Annotated in this window: 14 protein-coding genes; 8 read left to right on the plus strand and 6 right to left on the minus strand. The window is 70.8% G+C overall.

The features are described from left to right. Positions 1-90: 90 nt before the first annotated feature. On the minus strand, positions 91-855 hold the full coding sequence (locus KZ829_RS44490) for a CAP domain-containing protein (RefSeq protein WP_308285482.1): 765 nt from the start codon (positions 853-855) through the stop codon (positions 91-93). Positions 856-1,082: 227 nt separating this feature from the next. On the opposite strand from KZ829_RS44490, the gene KZ829_RS14545 reads away from it, so the two are divergent. The 3 genes from KZ829_RS14545 to KZ829_RS14555 all read left to right on the plus strand — a co-directional run bounded on the left by KZ829_RS14545 (position 1,083) and on the right by KZ829_RS14555 (position 6,239). Continuing rightward, entirely contained in the window at positions 1,083-2,390 is a 1,308-nt protein-coding gene (locus tag KZ829_RS14545) for a choice-of-anchor B family protein (RefSeq protein WP_220144429.1), read from the plus strand. A 38-nt stretch (positions 2,391-2,428) separates the two neighbouring features. After that, positions 2,429-3,250 carry a DUF8832 domain-containing protein gene (locus KZ829_RS14550; RefSeq protein ID WP_308285483.1) on the plus strand — a complete coding sequence of 274 codons (822 nt, stop codon included), beginning with the start codon at positions 2,429-2,431 and terminating at the stop codon, positions 3,248-3,250. 64 nt (positions 3,251-3,314) lie between these two features. Beyond that, positions 3,315-6,239, plus strand: coding sequence for a glycosyl hydrolase family 65 domain-containing protein (locus KZ829_RS14555; RefSeq protein WP_220144430.1), 2,925 nt, complete (start codon positions 3,315-3,317; stop codon positions 6,237-6,239). Positions 6,240-6,251: 12 nt separating this feature from the next. Here KZ829_RS14555 and KZ829_RS14560 read toward each other — a convergent pair whose 3' ends face one another. Both KZ829_RS14560 and KZ829_RS42950 read right to left on the minus strand, forming a co-directional pair. Next, a complete protein-coding gene (locus KZ829_RS14560) occupies positions 6,252-8,378 on the minus strand; it encodes a PQQ-dependent sugar dehydrogenase (RefSeq protein WP_308285484.1) in 2,127 nt (708 codons plus the stop codon). Between the two features lie 185 nt (positions 8,379-8,563). Then, positions 8,564-9,199: a hypothetical protein gene (locus KZ829_RS42950; protein WP_246635642.1), complete on the minus strand. Its 636-nt coding sequence runs from the start codon at positions 9,197-9,199 to the stop codon at positions 8,564-8,566. Between the two features lie 121 nt (positions 9,200-9,320). On the opposite strand from KZ829_RS42950, the gene KZ829_RS14565 reads away from it, so the two are divergent. After that, a complete protein-coding gene (locus KZ829_RS14565) occupies positions 9,321-9,923 on the plus strand; it encodes a YdeI/OmpD-associated family protein (protein WP_220144431.1) in 603 nt (200 codons plus the stop codon). 71 nt (positions 9,924-9,994) lie between these two features. After that, a complete protein-coding gene (locus KZ829_RS14570; protein WP_220144432.1) occupies positions 9,995-10,756 on the plus strand; it encodes a DUF899 family protein in 762 nt (253 codons plus the stop codon). Positions 10,757-10,766: 10 nt separating this feature from the next. On the opposite strand, the gene KZ829_RS14575 is transcribed toward KZ829_RS14570, so the two are convergent. Then, positions 10,767-11,432: a nitroreductase gene (locus tag KZ829_RS14575; protein WP_220144433.1), complete on the minus strand. Its 666-nt coding sequence runs from the start codon at positions 11,430-11,432 to the stop codon at positions 10,767-10,769. Between the two features lie 82 nt (positions 11,433-11,514). Between KZ829_RS14575 and KZ829_RS14580 the strand changes: the two genes are divergently transcribed. The 3 genes from KZ829_RS14580 (at position 11,515) to KZ829_RS14590 (ending at position 14,128) form a co-directional block, all read left to right on the plus strand. Next, positions 11,515-12,702 (plus strand): extracellular catalytic domain type 1 short-chain-length polyhydroxyalkanoate depolymerase, encoded by a 1,188-nt coding sequence (locus KZ829_RS14580; protein WP_220144434.1) that lies wholly within the window; start codon positions 11,515-11,517, stop codon positions 12,700-12,702. Positions 12,703-12,755: 53 nt separating this feature from the next. Further along, on the plus strand, positions 12,756-13,454 hold the full coding sequence (locus KZ829_RS14585; RefSeq protein WP_220144435.1) for a nucleotidyltransferase domain-containing protein: 699 nt from the start codon (positions 12,756-12,758) through the stop codon (positions 13,452-13,454). A gap of 155 nt (positions 13,455-13,609) precedes the next feature. Beyond that, positions 13,610-14,128, plus strand: a complete 519-nt coding sequence (locus KZ829_RS14590) for a hypothetical protein (RefSeq protein WP_220144436.1) — start codon at positions 13,610-13,612, stop codon at positions 14,126-14,128. Here KZ829_RS14590 and KZ829_RS14595 read toward each other — a convergent pair whose 3' ends face one another. Both KZ829_RS14595 and KZ829_RS14600 read right to left on the minus strand, forming a co-directional pair. Continuing rightward, entirely contained in the window at positions 14,129-15,397 is a 1,269-nt protein-coding gene (locus tag KZ829_RS14595) for a metallophosphoesterase (RefSeq protein WP_220144437.1), read from the minus strand. A 271-nt stretch (positions 15,398-15,668) separates the two neighbouring features. Next, a complete protein-coding gene (locus tag KZ829_RS14600; RefSeq protein WP_220144438.1) occupies positions 15,669-18,017 on the minus strand; it encodes an MMPL family transporter in 2,349 nt (782 codons plus the stop codon). Between the last annotated feature and the right edge of the window lie 116 nt (positions 18,018-18,133).

Raw genomic sequence — 18,133 nt, forward strand, 5'->3', positions numbered from 1 at the left:
CCCCCCCCCATAAATCCCCCCCCCCCCTCGTGCGGGGCGGCCCCCCCCCCCCCCCCCCCCCGCTTCCGCATGTGTGTATCGGCAGCCGGGTCAGGCGGGTGTGGCGAAGTTCTGGGTCCAGTACAGGGTTCCGGAGGAGGACTTCGCCAGGCCGACGCCGATCTCGGTGTAGTCGCAGTTGAGGATGTTGGCCTTGTGGCCGGGGCTGTTCATCCAGCCGTCCATGACGCTGGACGCGGTGGTGTAGCCGGCCGCGACGTTCTCGGCGACGCCGCGCCACTGGTAGCCCGCGGCGGTGACCCGGTCGCCCATGCTCGCCTCGCCGGGCAGCTGGTGCGACATGGTGTTCTGCGCGGCCTGCAGGCCGGAGTGCTTCTGCGCCGCCGCCTCCAGATGCGACTCCCGGCCGAGCCCGGAGCAGCCGGCCTTCTCCCGTTCGGCGTTGACCAGGCGGAGCACCTCGGCGTTGACCGTGGCGGAGCCGGTGGAGCCGCTCGACGGCGCCCTGGTCGTCGTGGTGGGCTTCGCCGTCGCGGTCCGCCGGCTGGTCGTGGCCGTCGTCCGCGAGCTCTTCGGGCGCACGGTCGCCGACCTGCTCGCCGATGGTGTGGCCGATGCCGCCGGTGTGGCGGGCGCCGAGGCCGTGGGCGGCGTGGACGGCGCCCCGGTCTCCGTGATCTCGTCCGGCGCGGCGGTCCCGGCCGTGGTGGTGGCAGGGTTGGTCGCGGCCAGGCGGATCTCCCGGTCCCCGGTGCCGGCGCCCGCGACGATCGTGGCCGAGCCGGCTCCGATCAGTCCCAGGGCCCCGATGGCCGTCAGGACGTAGCGGGTCCGCCGTTGGGATGGGGTGGGCACGAAGGTACTCCTCGTCGACTCGCCTGGTAGCAGCCGACTCACTATTCATGCCCAGCGCGCGTGAAGATCGATACTAAGGAACGCTTAAGGATCGCCTCATCGAAATCTAACGGTCGGCCGGGCTAGGACATTGACGATTGTCGAAGTGCGGCTTAGCGTTCAGGCACGCATCCGGTGCGTGCCACACCCCCGCGCGCGCCGGTTCCCCCGCGCGAAAGGGCGTCGACATGCTCCGAGGCGTACGTCGCACCATCCTTGCCGTCACCGGATTCCTGCTGCTGCTGGCCGTCGCCGGCCCACCGGCCACCGCGCACGACCCGGACACCCCGGAGGGCAGAGCCGAGCAGGCGGAGATGCTGCGCATCTACCAGCCCACCTGGCGTAGCGGCGAACTCCTCGCCGGCGCGCCGATCACCTGCGTCAACGGAATGGCCGACAAGTACCCGTGCAAGAACGTCGACCTGCTCAGCTTCCTGCCGCAGTCGGCGCTGGGCGGCGGCGGCTCGTCGAGCATGTGGTATTGGACCGACACCCGCGACAGCAACGAGTACATCCTGTACTGCCGGTCCAACGGGGTCTCGTTCGTCAACGTCACCGACCCGTCGAACCCGCGCTACCTGGGCAACCTGCCGTCGTCGAACGGGGTCAGCTCGTCCTGGTGCGACGTCCGCACCTACAAGAACTACGCCTACATCGGCAAGGACTCGGTGTCGCACGGCATCCAGATCTTCAACCTCAACAAGCTCCAGGGCGTCACCACCCCGCAGACGTTCACCGCCGACGCGCGGTTCACCGGCCTGACCAACAGCCACACGCTGCAGATCAATCAGAACACCGGTTTCCTGTACGTCTCCGGCGCGAACACCTGCAGCAAGGGCCTGACGATCTACAACATCAAGACGCCGCTCACCCTGACCCTGGCGGGCTGCTACAGCCGTGAGGTCTACTCGCACGAATCGATCGTGGTGAACTACGCCGGCCCGGACACCCGCTACACCGGCCGGGAGATCGCGTTCAACTACACGGGGCAGGGCAAGCGGTTCCAGATCCTCGACGTGACCAACAAGTCGAACATCGTCGTCCTGTCCAGCGTCACGCACCCGGGCGCCAGCTTCATCCACCAGGGCTTCGCCACCAGCGACTACAAGCACATGATCGTCAACGACGAGACGATCAGCACCGCCAGTGGCAGCCCGGACTTCGTCTACAACATCGAGAAGCTCGACGCCGCCCGGTACGTGGGCAGGGACAACGGCACCCGCGGCACGTTCGTCAACCACAACGGCTACACCGTCGGCAACCGGCACTTCCAGGCCTCGTACCGCGGTGGCCTGCGCATCCTCGACACCACGAACGCCGCCTCGGCCTCGCTGCCCGAGGTCGGCTACTTCGACGTCGACCCCAGCTCCAACGCCAGCGGGTACAGCGGCAGCTGGATGGCACTGCCGTACCTGAAGAACGGTGTCGTCGCCGTGCAGAGCATCGGCGTCGGGTTGTTCCTGGTCCGGCCGACCGGAACGGCGGCGGTCAGCTGACCGGCACCGGATCGCGTCACCGCCGCCTCTCGGCGGCGGTGACGCTGGCGGGTTTCGTGGCGGCCGCCTACCTCTTCGCCGACAGCCGAGGCCCGTCTCCGGCCACGGTTCCGGCGCCGGCCGCCTCGGCGGTCGCCTATCACAGCGACGGGCTCTCCGACAGCTACGACGGCTTCCGGGTGGAGCCGCTGGCCCTGCCCACCGGCCGCGGCCCAGGCCGGGTGTCGCTGCGGGTCACCGGGCCCGGCGGCGCCGCCACCGACTTCCAGCACGTGCACACCAAACCCATGCACATGTACGTGCTCCGCGACGACCTCTCCGAATATCAGCACCTGCACCCGGAGGTGACCGACGGCGCCTGGACCGCCCCGGTGACCATCGCCGACGGCGGCGCCTACCGGGTGTACATCGAGTTCGTCCCGCACGGTCGTCCGGCGGGCGCCGACCCCACCGTTCTCGGGGTCCCGTTCGTGATCGCCGGCGACACCAACATGGTGCCCGTCCCGGCCCCGCAGGCCCAGGCACGCTCCGGGCCCTACCTCGTACGCCGCCTCGACGGCACCGCCGACCTGGTCTCCGGCACCCAGACGGCGTTGCGGTTCCAGGTGTTGCGCGACGGCCGCCCCGTGGTGCTCGAACCGTACCTCGGCGCCTACGCCCACCTGTCGAACTTCGAGGTGCGCACCCAGGGCCTCAAGCACCTGCACCCGATCCCGGCCGGCCCGGACGGCGCCGCCCCGCCCGACGCCGTCCTCGCGTTCCACGCCGCCTTCGCCGAACGCGGCGACAAACGCCTGTTCCTGCAGTTCCGGGCCGGCGGCGCCATCCATCAGGTAGCCTTCACCATTTTCGCCACCTGACCAGCGGCGATGCCATCCGCTGGGGGTGATGGCGCCGAGATGATCCGGGCCCATCCTGTCTCTCATGAGTGGTACGTCGGTGACCGGTCGGGACTTCGACGCGGTGCTCTTCGGCCTGGACGGAGTCCTGATCCCGCGCACGCCGGGCACCGCGGACCGGCCGAGCGCCGGGATCGAGGCGTTCCCCGGATCCATCGCCTGGGTCCGTGAGTTACGCGAGGCCGGTCTCCGGACCGCCGTGGTCACCGACCGCGCGGACCGCGCCGCCGTTCTGGCCTGCGCGGGCCTGACCAACCTGTTCGACACCGGCGTCGACGGCCGGGCGGCACGGGAGCTGAGACTCTCCGGTGAACCGGGCCCCGGCATGCTCCTGGAGGCCGCCCGCTGGCTCGGTGTCGCGCCGGCACGCACGGTGGTGGTCGAGGACACGGCCGCGGGCGTAGCGGCCGGCGGGGCGGGAGGGTTCGGCCTGGTCATCGGGGTCGACCGGGACGGGGCCGCGGCGGCGCTCACCCAGAACGGAGCCGACCTCGTGGTCGCCGACCTCGGTGAGCTGCTGGTCGCGGCGACCGACGACGTGCACCGGGCCGGGCCGAAGGAGCACCGCCTCCTGGCCGCGAGCCGCCGGCTGGTGGCCGCGGCCGGAGACCATCCGACCGATCCCTGGCACATCGTCGAGCACATGTACAACCCCGGCTACGTCGAACAGACCGAGACGTTGTTCGCGGTGGCCAACGGCTTCCTGGGCATCCGCGGCGCGTTCGAGGAGGGCAAGCCGTCCTTCCGGCCCGCCACGCTGCTCAACGGCTTCCACGAGACCTGGCCGATCGTCTATCCGGAGAACGCGCACGGCTTCGCCACCACCGGGCAGACCATCGCACCGGTCCCGGACGGCACCGCCCTCCGGCTGTACATCGACGACGACCCGGTGACCTGTGAGACGACCGAGGTCCGGGAGTTCGAACGGGCCCTGGACATGCGCCACGGAGTCGTTGTTCGCACGGTGGTCTACCAGCTGGCCGACGGACGGCGGTTCCGGTTGGTGACGACCCGGTTCGTGTCCCTCGTCCAGCGCCACCTGGCCGGCATCCGCTTCGAGCTGACCGCGCTCGACGGCCCCGGCCATGTCGTCATCTCCTCGGAGATGGTCCTGCACCGCCCGGCGACGGAGACGGCGGCCTTCGACCCGCGGCAGACCCGGGCACTGGACGACCGGGCCCTGGTGCCCGACGGCGATCGAACGGACGGCGCCCGGGTGATCCGCACCTACCGGACGGCGCGCAGCGCGCTGCGCGTGGCGGCCGGAATGGATCACGAGTTCGACGCCGAGGCGCTCACCCACCTCCGCACGAAGCTCGAGGACGACCGCGCCATCGTGGCGTTCGAAGGGGAGGTGCCGGCCGGCCGGACCGTCACGCTCACCAAATGGCTCGCCTACCACTACGGCCCGACGACCGACACCGACCTGATCGAACGCGCCGCGGTGACCCTGCACCGGGCGCGGAGCACCGGCTATCCGGCCACGCTGGCCGCCCACCATGATCAGGTCCGCGCCTTCTGGGATCGCAGTGACGTGATCTGGGAGGGCTCGCCGGCGGCCCAGAAGGCGCTGCGTTTCAGCCTGTTCAGCGTCATGCAGGCCACGCTGCGCGCCGAGGGGCACGGGATGCCGGCCAAGGGCCTGACCGGGACCGGGTACGAGGGACACTACTTCTGGGACACCGAGGTGTACGTCCTGCCGTTCCTGGTGCACACCTGCCCCGAGGTGGCCCGCAGCCTGCTCATGCACCGGGTGCGGATGCTGCCGGACGCCCGGCGCCGGGCCCGCGAGGTGGGTTGCGCCGGCGCGCTGTTCCCGTGGCGCACCATCGGCGGCGACGAGGCGTCGGCGTACTACGCGGCGGGAACGGCCCAATACCACATCGACGCGGACATCGCCTACGCGCTCGACCAGTACGTCCGGATCACCGGAGACGTCGACCTGTTGTTCCGGCACGGCGCCGAACTGCTGGTGGAGACCGCCCGGATGTGGGCGCACCTCGGCTTCTTCTCGGAACGCCGGAACGGCCGGTTCGTGATCCACAAGGTGACCGGGCCGGACGAGTACACCACGGTCGTCGACAACAACCTGTTCACCAACATGATGGCCGCCGAGAACCTGCGCCTCGCCGCGGACGTGGTGGACCGTCTGCGGCTGGAGTCGCCGCCGGATCACCTTCGGCTCGTCGACCGCACCGGGCTGGACGACGAGGAGGTGCGGGTCTGGCGGCGGGCCGCCGACGAGATCTACATCCCCTACGACGAGCAGGCCGGGGTGCACCTCCAGGACGACGGCTTCATGGACCAGGCACCGTGGGACTTCGCCGGCACACCACGCGACCGGTACCCGCTGCTGCTGCACTACCACCCGCTCGTCATCTACCGGCACCGGGTGATCAAGCAGGCCGACGTCGTCTTCGCCACGGTCCTGCTCCCGGAGCGGTTCACCGCCGTTCAGCGCCGCCGGATCTTCGAGCACTACGACCCGCTGACCACCGGCGACTCCTCACTGTCCGAATGCGTCCAGGCGATCGCGGCGGCCGACGTGGGCAAGTACCGGACCGCGGAGGAGTACCTGGTCGACGCCGCGGCCGTCGACATGGCGGACACCGCCGGCAACCTGCGCGACGGCATCCACATCGCGTCGGCCGGCGGCACCTGGATGGCGCTCGTCTACGCCTTCGCCGGGTACCGCTGGCGCCCACCGGAACCCGAGTTCACCCCGATGCTGCCGACCCGCGCCCGCCGGCTGCGGTTTCCGCTGCGGATCCGCGGGTCGGTGCTCGAGGTCGACATCGAGGAGGAGCGGGTCACCTACTCGATACGCGACGGTGAACCGCTGACCGCCCGGCACCACGGGCAGCTGTTCACCGTCACCGCCGCGGCACCGGTCTCCTTCCCCGGCCGGTACCGCACCCACGACGCCGGGCCCGGTTCGCCACCACGGTGACGAACCGGACCGTCACAGGCGGGGTTTGAGCAGGGTGATCCGGTTGGCGCCGAGTTCGGTGACGTAGAGGAAGCCGGTGGCGGTGTCCTCGATGAGGTCGAGAGGCTGCCGGAAACCGGTGAAGCCGGGAATGCCGGTCCGCCGGTTGGACAGTGCGCCGCCGGCCGCCACGTCGAACGTCTGCAGGTCCTGGCTCACCGAGTACCGCACGTTGATCAGTCTGCCGCGCAGCGCGCCACCGAACGCGCCGCCCCGGTACTCGATGACGCCGTTGGCGCTGGCGTGCAGGCCGGCGTCGTAGGTTCCGGCCAGGTCGAAGTTCGGGTCGGGGGCGGTGCCGTCCGGGTAGTCGGGCACCTCGTACGGGTCGGTACCGCCGCTGGGATCGCCGCCGGCCAGCACCCACTCGCAGCGCAGCGGGTTCGGGTGCCCGTAGTAGCGGCCGGGCTTCACGTCGAAGACGTAGTCGGTCTCCGCGGTCGACACGCCGGCCAGCGCGGGCACCGGCGGCCCGGTGTAGCCGCGCCGCGCGCACGAGGCAGGCAAGGTCGCCGGTGTGCCCGGGGTGTTGCCGCCCGCCGCCGAGCCGTTCGTCGGCGCGTAAAGATGACCATTGCTGTGCCACAGCAGATCGAACGCGTTACGCACGCCGGTGGCATACAAGGTCAAAGGCGCACCTTGGGCGTACGGGTCGTATGCGCCGCCGGAGGCGGTCCTGACGTCGAGCGGCAGGCCGGCCGGAAGGCGCGCCGGGTCGAGACGCAGGACGGCCGCACTCAACAGCTGGTCGGGCCGGTTCCCCCAGGTCGAGTCGGCGGCGCCCATCGCGTTGTTGGAACCCTGGCTGACGTACAGGGCCCCGTCCGGGCCGAACGCCAGCGAGTTGGTCTCGTGATCCTTCACCGAGCGCGGCAGGTTGACCACCACGGACGTGTAGGTGCCGAGGTCGGGGCCACTGAGCCGGCCGACGCGCCCGGTCCAGTCCGGCACGTTCGAGGTGCCGGTGTACTGGTAGTTGTCGGTGACCCACAGGATCGGGGCGGCCGCCGTCGACGCCGGGTCGAAGGCCATCCCGATGACGGTCCGGTTGGGCTGACCGGGCAGGTTCACGGCCGCGGCGTTCACCCGTACCGTATCGATGATCGTGGCCGCGCCGAGCGTGCCGTCGGCGTTGATCGGGAAGCGGTGGATCTGGCCGGTGAGCGTTCCGGCGTAGAGCCGGCCGTCGGGTCCCTTGACGACCGAGGTGAACGCCGCACCGGTGGCCACGCCCTCGGTCTTGTCGAAGGCGATGCCGTCGGCCGGCTCGCCGCCGCCGGCGGCCGTGGTGAAGACCGTCGAGAACGGCAGGAACGCCTTCCCGGTGACGTCGCGGGCGGCGGCGGTGACGGTGAACCGGTACGTGGTCGCGGCCGCCAGCGGCGACGCGGGCGAGAAGTTGACGACGTCGCCGCCGCCGCTGGTGAACGCCTGGCCCGGCACGGTCGCGCCGGTGTCGGCGCGGGTCAGGGTCACCGCCGTGGCGGTGAGGGAGGTGGCGTCGACGGCGCCGTTCGGCAGGATCAGATCATCGACGATGCTGGCCGTGACGCTGACCTCGGTGGCGAGGTTGGCGGGGGTGCTGGTGCGCACCGACGGCTGGGCGCCGGCCTTCGGCACGCTGACGATGTCGATGTAGTCGAACTTGGTGTTGACACCGCCCGCCGGGCTCAGGGTCAACCTGCCGTCGGTGACGGTCACGGTACGGGTGGCGGTGGCGTGCCGGACCGCGGCGGTCGGCCGGAACTCGGCGATGGCGTTCTGGTCCTCGACGTTGGCCCAGTGGACGCTGTCGGTGGCGGTCCCGGAGTCGCCGACGGCCACCGTGACCTGGTAAGTGCCGGCCGGGACGGTCGCCTCCCAGGCGCCGGGGGTGTGCGATCCGGCGGAACCCGCGGGCAGCTGCGCGTGGATGAGGGTGGCCAGGCGCAGGTCGGCCTGCCCGGCGGCCGGGTTCCGGTTACGGCCGTTGCCGACCAGGCTCGCCGGCGTCAGCTCGCCGAGGTCGATCCAGCCGTGTCCACGGGCGGCGGTGAACGCCTCCCCGAAGTCGCGGACGTAGCCGGCCGGCGGTGCGGTGGCCGCGTCGGAGAAGTTCACCCTCAACGAGAACGCCTGCGGGGTGGCGCTGACCGTGGTGCTCCGTCCGCCGTCGGCCGCGCGGACCTCGTACGCATAATTCGTGCCGTTGACGACGTCGGTGTCGAGATAGGCGGGTCTGGCGGTCGCGCCGATCCGGGCGCCGTCGCGGTAGACGTCGTAGGAGGCGGCCGCACCGGTCCAGGTCAGGTCACCTGGCTGTCGCCGGGCGTGGCGGTCAGCGCGGTCGGCGGGTCGACCCGGGCGATGTCGGCGTAGCCGAGTTTGGTGTTGGCGCCGCCGATCGCGTCGATGGTGATCCGGCCGTCGGACACCGGCACGGTCACGGTGGCGGTGCGGTACTCGGCGGCGGCCGTGGAGACGAACCCGCTGATCGCGGGCACACCCTCGACGCGCAGGGTGTGACTGCTGTCGTAGGCGGGCCGGTCCCCCGCCGCGACGGTGACCTGGTAGGTGCCGTTCGGCACGGCGTACTCCCAGGCGCCCGCGGTGAGAGTGCCGGCGGTGCCGCCGACGTCGCCGTACTGGAGATGGATCAGCGTGTTGAGCCGGGCGTCGACGCCGGCGCGGGCCCGGTCGCGAGTGTTGGCGGTCAGGTCGAGCGGCACCCGGGCACCGCCGACACTGTCCTGGCGCACCCACCCGTATCCGCGGGCATCGGTGAACGCGGCGCCGGTGTCGGCCCGGTAGCCGGCGGGCGTGGTGGAGGCGGCCGGCTGGAAGTCGATCCGGTCCACGATGGTCACCGCCGCGCGGGCGGGGACCGCCGGAAGGAGGGTGAGCAGCAGAGGCGTGACCAGGGCGAGCACTCGCAGGCGCATCGTCGTCCTTTCGCGCCGGGCCCCCGTGGACTCCGGCGCGCCCCACCCTCGCATGTGGATGGTCGGCTCCTCGATGTCGAAAAGACCGTTCCCAGCTCATCCGCTCAACTACCCTGCCGCCATGGGGAAAGCGGAACTGGAAGAGTTGATCGTCGCCGACGCCGCGGAGCTGCGGGTCTGGCTGGCCGAGCACCACACCACGTCACCCGGGGTGTGGCTCGCCCTGACCAGGAAGGGCGGCACGGTCACCACGCTCACCTGGCAGCAGGCCGTCGACGAGGCCCTGTGCGCCGGCTGGATCGACGGTCAGGCCCGCAAACGGGACGAGCACTCGTCGTGGATCCGGTTCACCCCTCGTACGGCCCGAAGTTCCTGGTCGCAACGCAACGTCGGCCATGTCGCCCGGCTGGAGGCGGAGGGCCGGATGCTGCCCGCCGGCCGAGCCGCGGTGGAGGCCGCCCGGGCGGACGGCCGGTGGGCGGCGGCCTACGCCCCTCCGTCGGAGGCCGAGGTGCCGGCCGACCTGCTGGCCGCGATCACCGCCGTCCCGGCCGCGCGGGCCATGTTCGAGGTCCTCACGAAAGCCAACCGGTTCGCCCTGATCCACCGGCTCAACGCCGTCAAACGGGCCGAGACCCGCGAACGCAAGATCGGCGAGTTCGTCGCGATGCTGGCCCGCCACGAGACCGTCTACCCACAGAAGGCGAAGCCCGCCACGGAATGACCACCGCGTACCGATGAGTTCTGGTCTGGTCGTCGGTCTACCAGGGTGACCCACTGACTCCGGAGGTAACCGTGACCGACATCAAGCCCGGCTTTCCACCCGTCGCCGACCTGGCCACCTGGCAGGCCGCGCGCGACGAACTCCTCGTCCGGGAGAAGGCGCACACCCGGGAGGGCGACGCGATCGCGGCGGCCCGCCGCCGGCTTCCGATGGTGGAATTCGACGGTACGGTCGAGGTCACCGGGCCCGGCGGGCCGGTGCCGTTCATCGATCTCTTCCAGGGCCGCGACGAGCTCGTCGTTTACAAACACATGTGGTACGACGGCGCGCCGCACCAGGGGCAGTGCGAAGGCTGCACGAACGCCGCCTGGCATCTGCGGGACGCGGCCTACCTCAACGCGCGCGGGGTCTCGTTCGCGGTGCTGACCACCGGGCGGTGGCCGGAGGTGGCGGCGTTCACCGCGTTCATGGGGTACACGCAGCCGTGGTATTCGGTGCGCGGTGTGGACGGCCCGGCCGGCGGCGAGATGGGCTATCTCACCGCCTACCTGCGCGACGGTGACCGGACGTTTCTCACCTACGCCACCACCGGCCGCGGGAACGAGGCGACGAATCCGACGTTCGCGCTGCTCGACATGACGGCGTACGGGCGCGGCGAGGCGTGGGAGGACCAGCCCGACGGCCGTCCCGAGGGACGCCACCCGTGCTGGTACTGGCGCACGGAGGAGGACGGCGCGCCGTCGTGGGGTCCGGCGAGCCGGCCCGTGCCGCAGTGGACCCGGCCCGGCGTGACCGCGGAGACCACCCTCGGCCGCGACGGCCACTGCCACTGAGCCGCCCTGATCACCAGCCCACGAAACGAACCGTCTCGCCCATCTCGGCCCGCCCCGTGCGCAGGGGCGGCACGCCGGGATCCTCGAAGCCCACCGAGACGCCGCAGAGCAGTGACAGTCCGTCCGGGGCGCCGACGATCCGGCTGACGGTCTCGCGGTACATCGTCCACATCACCTGCGGGCAGCTGTGCAGCCCTTCGGCTCGCAGCAGCAGCATGACCGTCTGGAGGCACATTCCCGCGTCCGCCCACTGGCCCGGCCCCATCGTGCGGTCGAGATAGCAGAACAGGACGACCGGAGCCCCGAACGCCGCCGTGTTGAGCGCGGCGATCCGCATCGGGCGGTCCGGGTCGTCGCGGTCGACGCCCAGCGCCTCATAGCGCTGGGCGGCGGCGGCCGCGAACCGGTCACGGTACGGCGCCACCAGGTCGGCCGGGTACATCGGGTAGTCCCGCTCATCGCCCGGATCCCCCGCCCGGGCCCGGGCTGTCGCCCGCCTCTTCAGCTCGGCCAGGGGCTCGCCGGTCAGGACGTACAGATGCCACGGCTGGAGGTTGCCGCTCGACGGTGCCCGCGCCGCCGCGGCCAGCACCCGGACGAGCACGTCCCTGGGCACCGGCTCGTCGCTGAACGCCCGCACCGACCGGCGGCTGCGCACCGCTTCGTACACGTCCATAGCGCATCAACATAGATGAATGACGGGTTGTGGCGATCGCACACGTTACGGCCCGGTTCACAGGATCGTAACGTTCGCGAGCATGAATCCCCGCAGAATGGGGTCGGTGCTGCTCGCCGCGGTGCTGATCGTCGCCGGTTTCGCCCTGTCGCCGTTCTTCCCCGTCTCCCCCGCCAGCGCGGCCGCCACACTCACCCAGGTCGGCTCGTTCGGCGGCAACCCGGGCGCCCTGCGCATGTACTCGTACGTGCCGACCGGGCTGCCCGTCGGCCGCCCGCTGGTGGTGGCGCTGCACGGATGCACCCAGAGTGCCCAGGACTACTACAGCCACTCCGGCTGGCCCAAGTACGCCGACCTCTACCGGGCGGCCGTCGTCTTCCCCGAACAGACCTCGTCGAACAACGCGCTGTCCTGCTTCAACTGGTTCAATGCCGGCGACATCGGCCGCGGCCGGGGCGAAGCGCTGTCGATCAAGCAGATGGTCGATCACGCGATCACGGCGTACGGCTCGGACCCCCGCCGGGTCTACGTCACCGGGCTCTCCGCGGGCGGCGCGATGACCGCGGTGATGCTGGCCGCCTACCCGGACGTGTTCGCCGGTGGCGCGGTCGTCGCCGGGTTGCCGTACAACTGCGGCACCGTCTGCCAGTACCAGGCCCAGTCGAAGACCCCGAAGCAGTGGGGTGACCTGGTCCGCGCCGCCCATCCCGGCTACACCGGACCGTGGCCGCGGATCGGCATCTGGTACGGCACCGCCGACACCACCGTGGTGCCCGCGAACGCCACCGAACTGCGTGACCAGTGGACGAATGTGTGGGGCGTTCCGCAGACCGCCACCTCGACGGAGAACTTGCCGGGCTCCACCACGGTCGAGTACTACCAGGACGCTGTCGCGCTCTACCGGGTGCAGGGCATCGGGCACGGCACCCCGGTCGCGCCGGGCAGCGCCGAGAACCAGTGCGGCACGACCGGCTCGTACCACCTCGCCTCGATCTGCTCGTCCTACTACATCGCCCGGTCATGGGGCCTGCCCGACGGAGCCACGCCGCCGTCGCCCACGCCGTCGGTGTCGACGTCCCCGAGCACACCGCAGCCGTGTTTCACCGCCAGCAACCACGCGCACACGGTCGCCGGGCGGGCCACGCAGTCCGGTGGCAACACGTTCGCCAACGGTTCGGGTCAGGCGATGGGCCTGTGGAACACCTTCATCTTTCACACGCTGCGCCAGACCGGCCCGAACCATTACGTGATCGCCGACGGTCAGTGCTGACCAGCCGCGAATTCGCGTTGCCCGATGACCTGCCCGGGCGGAAGGATGCGGTCATGATCGAGCCCGCGAACGTCCTCCTGTCCGGCATCGTCGGCTCCACCGCCTACGGCCTGGCCGGCCCCGGATCCGACATCGACCGGCTCGGCCTGTTCGCCGCCCCGACCACCGCCTTCCACGGACTCACCTTCCCCGAGGACTCCGTGGTGTCGAAGAAGCCGGACGCCACCTTCCACGAGGCCCGCAGGTACGCCAACCTCGCCTTCGGCGGCAACCCGACGGTGTCCGAGCTGATGTGGCTGCCCGAAGACCTGTACGAGACACGGCATCCGCTCGGCGACGACCTCATCGGCATCCGCACCGCCTTCCTGTCCGCGAAACGGGTCCGGGACTCCTATCTCGGGTACGCCACCCAGCAGTTCAAGCGGCTCGAAGCCCGCGGCGACGGCTCGTTCTCCGCCGACACCCGCAAACGCACCGCGAAACACGCCAGGCATCTTCTGCGCCTGTGCGTCCATGGCCTCGACCTGTACACCACCGGCCATCTGCGGATCCGCCTCGACGATCCGCAGCGCTTCCTGGACTTCGGCGAGCGGGTCGCCGCCGGCGACGTGGACATGGCCAGCCGGACGATGGCCGACTACGAGTCCCGTTTCGACACCACCCCGACGCCCCTGCCGAACGAGCCGGACCGCGCGGCCGTGGAGGCCTGGCTACGGCGTGTACGAGCGCACTTCTTCGACGCGGCCGGCTGACCCGTCCCCAACGCTCGGGCGAGAGCTCGAACGATCAGGCAACGAAAGGCCCGGAATGAAGCCGATCAATGCGCAGGCGGCGGCCGGCTTGACCACCGACGAGAGGTCGGCCCGGATCTTCATCGGGGACCTCCCATGCGGCACAGGCAACGACGGTGCCGGCTGACAACGTGACACATAGTGACGCCACGGACCTTTGCCGGATCTATGGCCTGCCGGACGAGACCCGGGAACAGTTGATGGAACTCGCGTGTGGCAGAAGCGGCAGGACACACTCCGGCTGCACCGACCACCAGCCGTGCGGATCGTCATCGACGAGGCTGTCGTACGAACAGCTGCAACATGTCAGCGAAGTGGTCTCGGCCGGAGGGTGTGATTCCGTTCGGCGCCGGGGTGCACCTCGGGCTCAAGAACGGCCCGATGGTGTCCACCCCGGCGCGATCCAGGCGATCCGCGAGGAGGGCGCCGCGGTCACCGTCGTTTCCGGCGACTACGACACAGCGGTACGCGCGGCGCGCACCGAACACGGTCTGCTCGTCCAGGACACCGCCTGGCCCGGGCACGAGCGGGTGCCCGCTGGCTCGTCGACGGCGGCATTGCACCAACTGCGGCCGGGCGGCTCCGTATCGCTGCTGGCCACTGAGGGCTCGGCGGCGAATCCCGGTTCCGGGTGACTATGCGGTGGAGCGGAGGGTGAGCAGGGTGATGTCCGGGTCGGCGCCCACCCGCACCGGCGGGCCCCAGAAGCCGGCGCCGTTGGTCACGTACACCGGTGTGCCGTCCACCTCGCCGAACCCGGACACCACCGGCTGCTGCAACCCGACCAGGTAGTCGAACGGGAACATCTGACCGCCGTGGGTGTGACCGGAGAGCTGGAGATCGACCCCGTACGGGGCGGCGTCGTGCACGGCGACCGGCTGGTGCGCCATCAGCACCACCGGCCGGCTCTGGTCCCGGCCGGCCAGCGTCCGCTCGTAGTCCGGCGGGTCAGCGTACTGGGCGCCGGTGATGTCGTTGACGCCGGCGAGATCGATGACCCCGCCGCCGTGGGCGATCTCGACGCGTTCGTTGCGCAGCACACGCAGGTCCAGTTCGGTGGCCGCCTCGGTCCAGTTCTCGGCGCCGACGTAGTACTCGTGGTTGCCGGTCACGTAGAAGACCCCGTGCCTGCCGCGCATCCTGGTCAGCGGCAGCAGCGAGTCGCGCACCCGGCCGGGTTCCGAGGTGACCACGTCACCCACGACGGCGACCACGTCGGCGTCGAGACCGTTCACGATCTCGACCATCCGCTCCACCTGTCCGCTGCCGAGCAGCGGCCCGACGTGCAGGTCGGCCAGCACGGCGAGCCGCAGCCCGTCGGCCCGTCGTGCCAGGCGGGCCATCGGGATGTCGTACCGCTTGATGGTCGGCGCCCGGTAGGCGCGGGTCATGCCGAATCCGGTGAGACCCACCGCGACGGCCCCGGCCGTGACGGCCACTCCCCTGCGCAGCAACAGCCGCCGGCCCGGATCGTGATCGGACTCGGCCACCGGCGGGGCGTCCACGACGGCACCCGCCGACACGGGCGCGACCCGCTCCGATGAGGCATCCGCAACGGCGCCCGCCGGGACCGGCGTGGCCCGCTCCGCCGGGACCGGCGTGGCCCGCCTCGCCCGGATCCGCAGTGCGACGAGCACCGGCACCTCGAACAGCCACAGCACGATGAGCAGGTAGAACATCACTGCCAGCCACACGAAGCCGGGCAGCGTCAGCCAGCGGAGCCCGGACGGTAACCGGTCTCCGACGGCCATGGTGGCGAGGAGAGTCACCAGGGCGCCGCCGATCGCCACCGCGCCCACCTGCCGCCACCGGCGCGACGTGGTGGTGTCCCGCACCAGCCGCCGCCACAGGTAATAGTGGATCAGGCCGGCGATCGCGAACGCGATGATGATGAAAACGAACACGCGGTTCCTCTCAGCGGCGGCCTTGAACGGTAGGCAGCGTCGCCTCCGCCGGCCAGAGCACCACAGCCGGTTCTCAGATTCACTGTGCCATGAACGGTCAGGCGATCTGCTGCCACCAGGGGTCGATCTCCGGCGGGTTGTCCACGTCGATCCGCTCCCCCGGCTGGACAGCGATGTTGGTCATCCTCTGGGGTCCCTTCCAGGGCGTGATTCGCAAAGTGGTGAGCGGTACGCGGGTCCGCTGGCGGCCGGACCCGCGTACCGCTGGAATTCACACTCGGACCGGCTCCTCGGCGGAGTCGGTGGAGCGGTAATGGTCCGCGAGGTGCGGGCGGTCGAGGCTCTCGCCCTCGACGTCGATGTTCGGCAGGATGCGGTCCAGCCACTTCGGCAGCCACCAGGCGCGCTCGCCCATCAGATACATCAGGGCGGGGATCAGGCACATGCGTACGACGAACGCGTCGAACAGGACGGCGGCGGAGAGGGCGAAGCCCATCGACTGGATGATCGGCTCGCCCATGAACATGAACCCACTGAAGACCGCGGTCATGATCAGTGCGGCGGCGGTGACGACGCGGGCGCTGTTGCGGAACCCGTCGACGACGGCCTCCCGGTAGGAGGCGCCGTGGATGTGCGCCTCACGGATACGGGTGACGAGGAAGACCTGGTAGTCCATGGCGAGGCCGAAGACCAGGCCGATCAGGAAGATCGGGATGAAGCTGATGATCGGCTGGCCGGGGAAGAGCCCGAACACGCCCTCCTGGAAGAACAGGACGGTGGCGCCGAGGGTGGCCCCGACCGACAGCAGGAACCCGAGGGTGGCGGTCAGCGGCACCAGGACGGACCGGAAGACGACCATCAGGATGAGGAACGCCAGGCCGATGACGACGCCGAGGTAGAGCGGCAGGGCGTCGGCGAGCCGCTGGGAGGTGTCGGTCTGGATGGCGGTCAGGCCGGTGATGCCGATGCTCGTACCGGTCTGCTCCTCGACGCCGGCCTGGCTGTCGCGCAGGTCGTCGAGCAGGTCCTCGGTGGCGGTGTCGTTCGGCCCGTGTTTCGGGGTGATCAGGATGAGCGCGCCGGTCCCCTGCTCGTTCATGCCGCCGAGCTGGGCGTTGGCGACCTCGGCGTGCCCGGCCGCCCAGGCCACGACCTGCTGGTAGGCGGCGGGCCGCTCCTGCTCGGGCACCCCGCGGCCGTCGACCACGGTCAGCATCGGGGCTAGACGGCCCTCGCCGAAGGCGCCGTTGATCAGGTCGGCGGCTTTACGTTGGGTGGTGTCGGTGGGTGCGGTCGAGTCCGACGGGAAGGCCAGGTGCAGCCGGGCCGACGGGATGGCGATCGCGCCGAGGACGACGACCACCAGCAGGGCGAACACGGCCGGTGCGCGGCCGACGAGCCGGGCCCAGCGGACGCCGGCGTTGACGACCTTGCCGGTCTCGTCGCGGGCCGGGGTGTAGCGGCGGAACCGTCCGGCGAACGCCCTGGACCTGAGGATTCCCAGCACCGCCGGGAGCAGGGTGAGCGCGACCAGGACGGCGATGATGACGGTGGCGGCGGCGCCCCAGCCCATGGCGGCCAGGAACGGCACGCCGGTCAGGCTGAGCGCGGCCAGGGCGATGACGACGGTGAGGCCGGCGAAGACGACCGCGGAGCCGGCGGTGCCGACCGCGACGCCGATCGCCTCGACGCGGTCGTCGGTGTGCTCCAGTTCGTTGCGGTAGCGGGCCAGGATGAACAGGGCGTAGTCGATGCCGACACCGAGCCCGATCATGGTGGCCAGCAGCGGCGTGCTGGAGTCCAGCTCGGCGAAGGCGGTCATGGCGGTGATACCGGTGACGCCGAGGGCCACGCCGATGCCGGCGGTCAGGATCGGCAGGCCCGCGGCGACCAGCGACCCGAACGTGAACGCGAGCACGATCAGGGCGACGCCGACACCGATCAGCTCGACGCTGACACCGCCCTCCTCGTCGCCGGGACCGCCGCCCTCCATGCCGGAGCCGGACACCTCGACCCGCATGCCGTCGCCGCGGGCGTGCTCGATCGCCTCCAGGACCTTGTCGCGGGTGCCGGCTTCGACGTCGGTGGGAGTGGCGACGTCGAAGGCGAACTCGATGGTGCCGACCCGGCCGTCCGGCGACAGCGGCGCGACGGCGGCCGCGTTCTTCTCCGCGGCTTCCCGTGCCGCCGTGACGTCGCCGCCGGTGGCCTGCGCGCCCTGCACGGCCATGTCGACGATCCGCTGTTTCATCGCGGCGGCCGTCTCCACCGGCCCGGCCAGCGGTTCCTGCGGCATCTGCGGCACCGATGTGAGCTCGGTGAGCAGGTCGGAGATCCGGCCCGCGTACGGCTCGTCGGCGAGCTTGCTGCCCTCAGGCGCGGCCACCACGATCGAGACGGACGCCTCGTCGATGGCGCTACCGGAACCGGGGAACAATTGTTGCTGCAGGTCGGTAGCCTTCTCCGACGGGATGCCGGGGATGGAGAACTGGTCCGACATCGGCTGCGACATGGTGGTGGCGACCGCGCCGACCCCGATCAGGGCGACCAGCCAGGCGACCAGCACCAGTGGCCATCGCCGGTAGGCGGTCTTGCCGAGCCGGTACAGCAGGGATGCCATGGGGAGTCCTCCGGAGATTTAATTGAACGGCCGGTATGGTCCGTGGCGAGAGTAGGTCCCGGCCCCTGAGAGCCGGCTGAGACGATGGGATACGACACACAGAAAGAGGTGGACGG

This window comes from Actinoplanes hulinensis (assembly GCF_019429605.1).
Taxonomy (GTDB): Bacteria; Actinomycetota; Actinomycetes; order Mycobacteriales; family Micromonosporaceae; genus Actinoplanes; species Actinoplanes campanulatus.

Coding starts and splice junctions, on each gene's coding strand:
- KZ829_RS14585 (WP_220144435.1), top strand. CDS start 12,756: ATGATCGAGCCCGCGAACGTCCTCCTGTCCGGCATCGTCGGCTCCACC.
- KZ829_RS14580 (WP_220144434.1), top strand. CDS start 11,515: ATGAATCCCCGCAGAATGGGGTCGGTGCTGCTCGCCGCGGTGCTGATC.
- KZ829_RS42950 (WP_246635642.1), bottom strand. CDS start 9,199: ATGCGCCTGCGAGTGCTCGCCCTGGTCACGCCTCTGCTGCTCACCCTC.
- KZ829_RS14555 (WP_220144430.1), top strand. CDS start 3,315: ATGAGTGGTACGTCGGTGACCGGTCGGGACTTCGACGCGGTGCTCTTC.
- KZ829_RS14575 (WP_220144433.1), bottom strand. CDS start 11,432: ATGGACGTGTACGAAGCGGTGCGCAGCCGCCGGTCGGTGCGGGCGTTC.
- KZ829_RS14600 (WP_220144438.1), bottom strand. CDS start 18,017: ATGGCATCCCTGCTGTACCGGCTCGGCAAGACCGCCTACCGGCGATGG.
- KZ829_RS14565 (WP_220144431.1), top strand. CDS start 9,321: ATGGGGAAAGCGGAACTGGAAGAGTTGATCGTCGCCGACGCCGCGGAG.
- KZ829_RS14545 (WP_220144429.1), top strand. CDS start 1,083: ATGCTCCGAGGCGTACGTCGCACCATCCTTGCCGTCACCGGATTCCTG.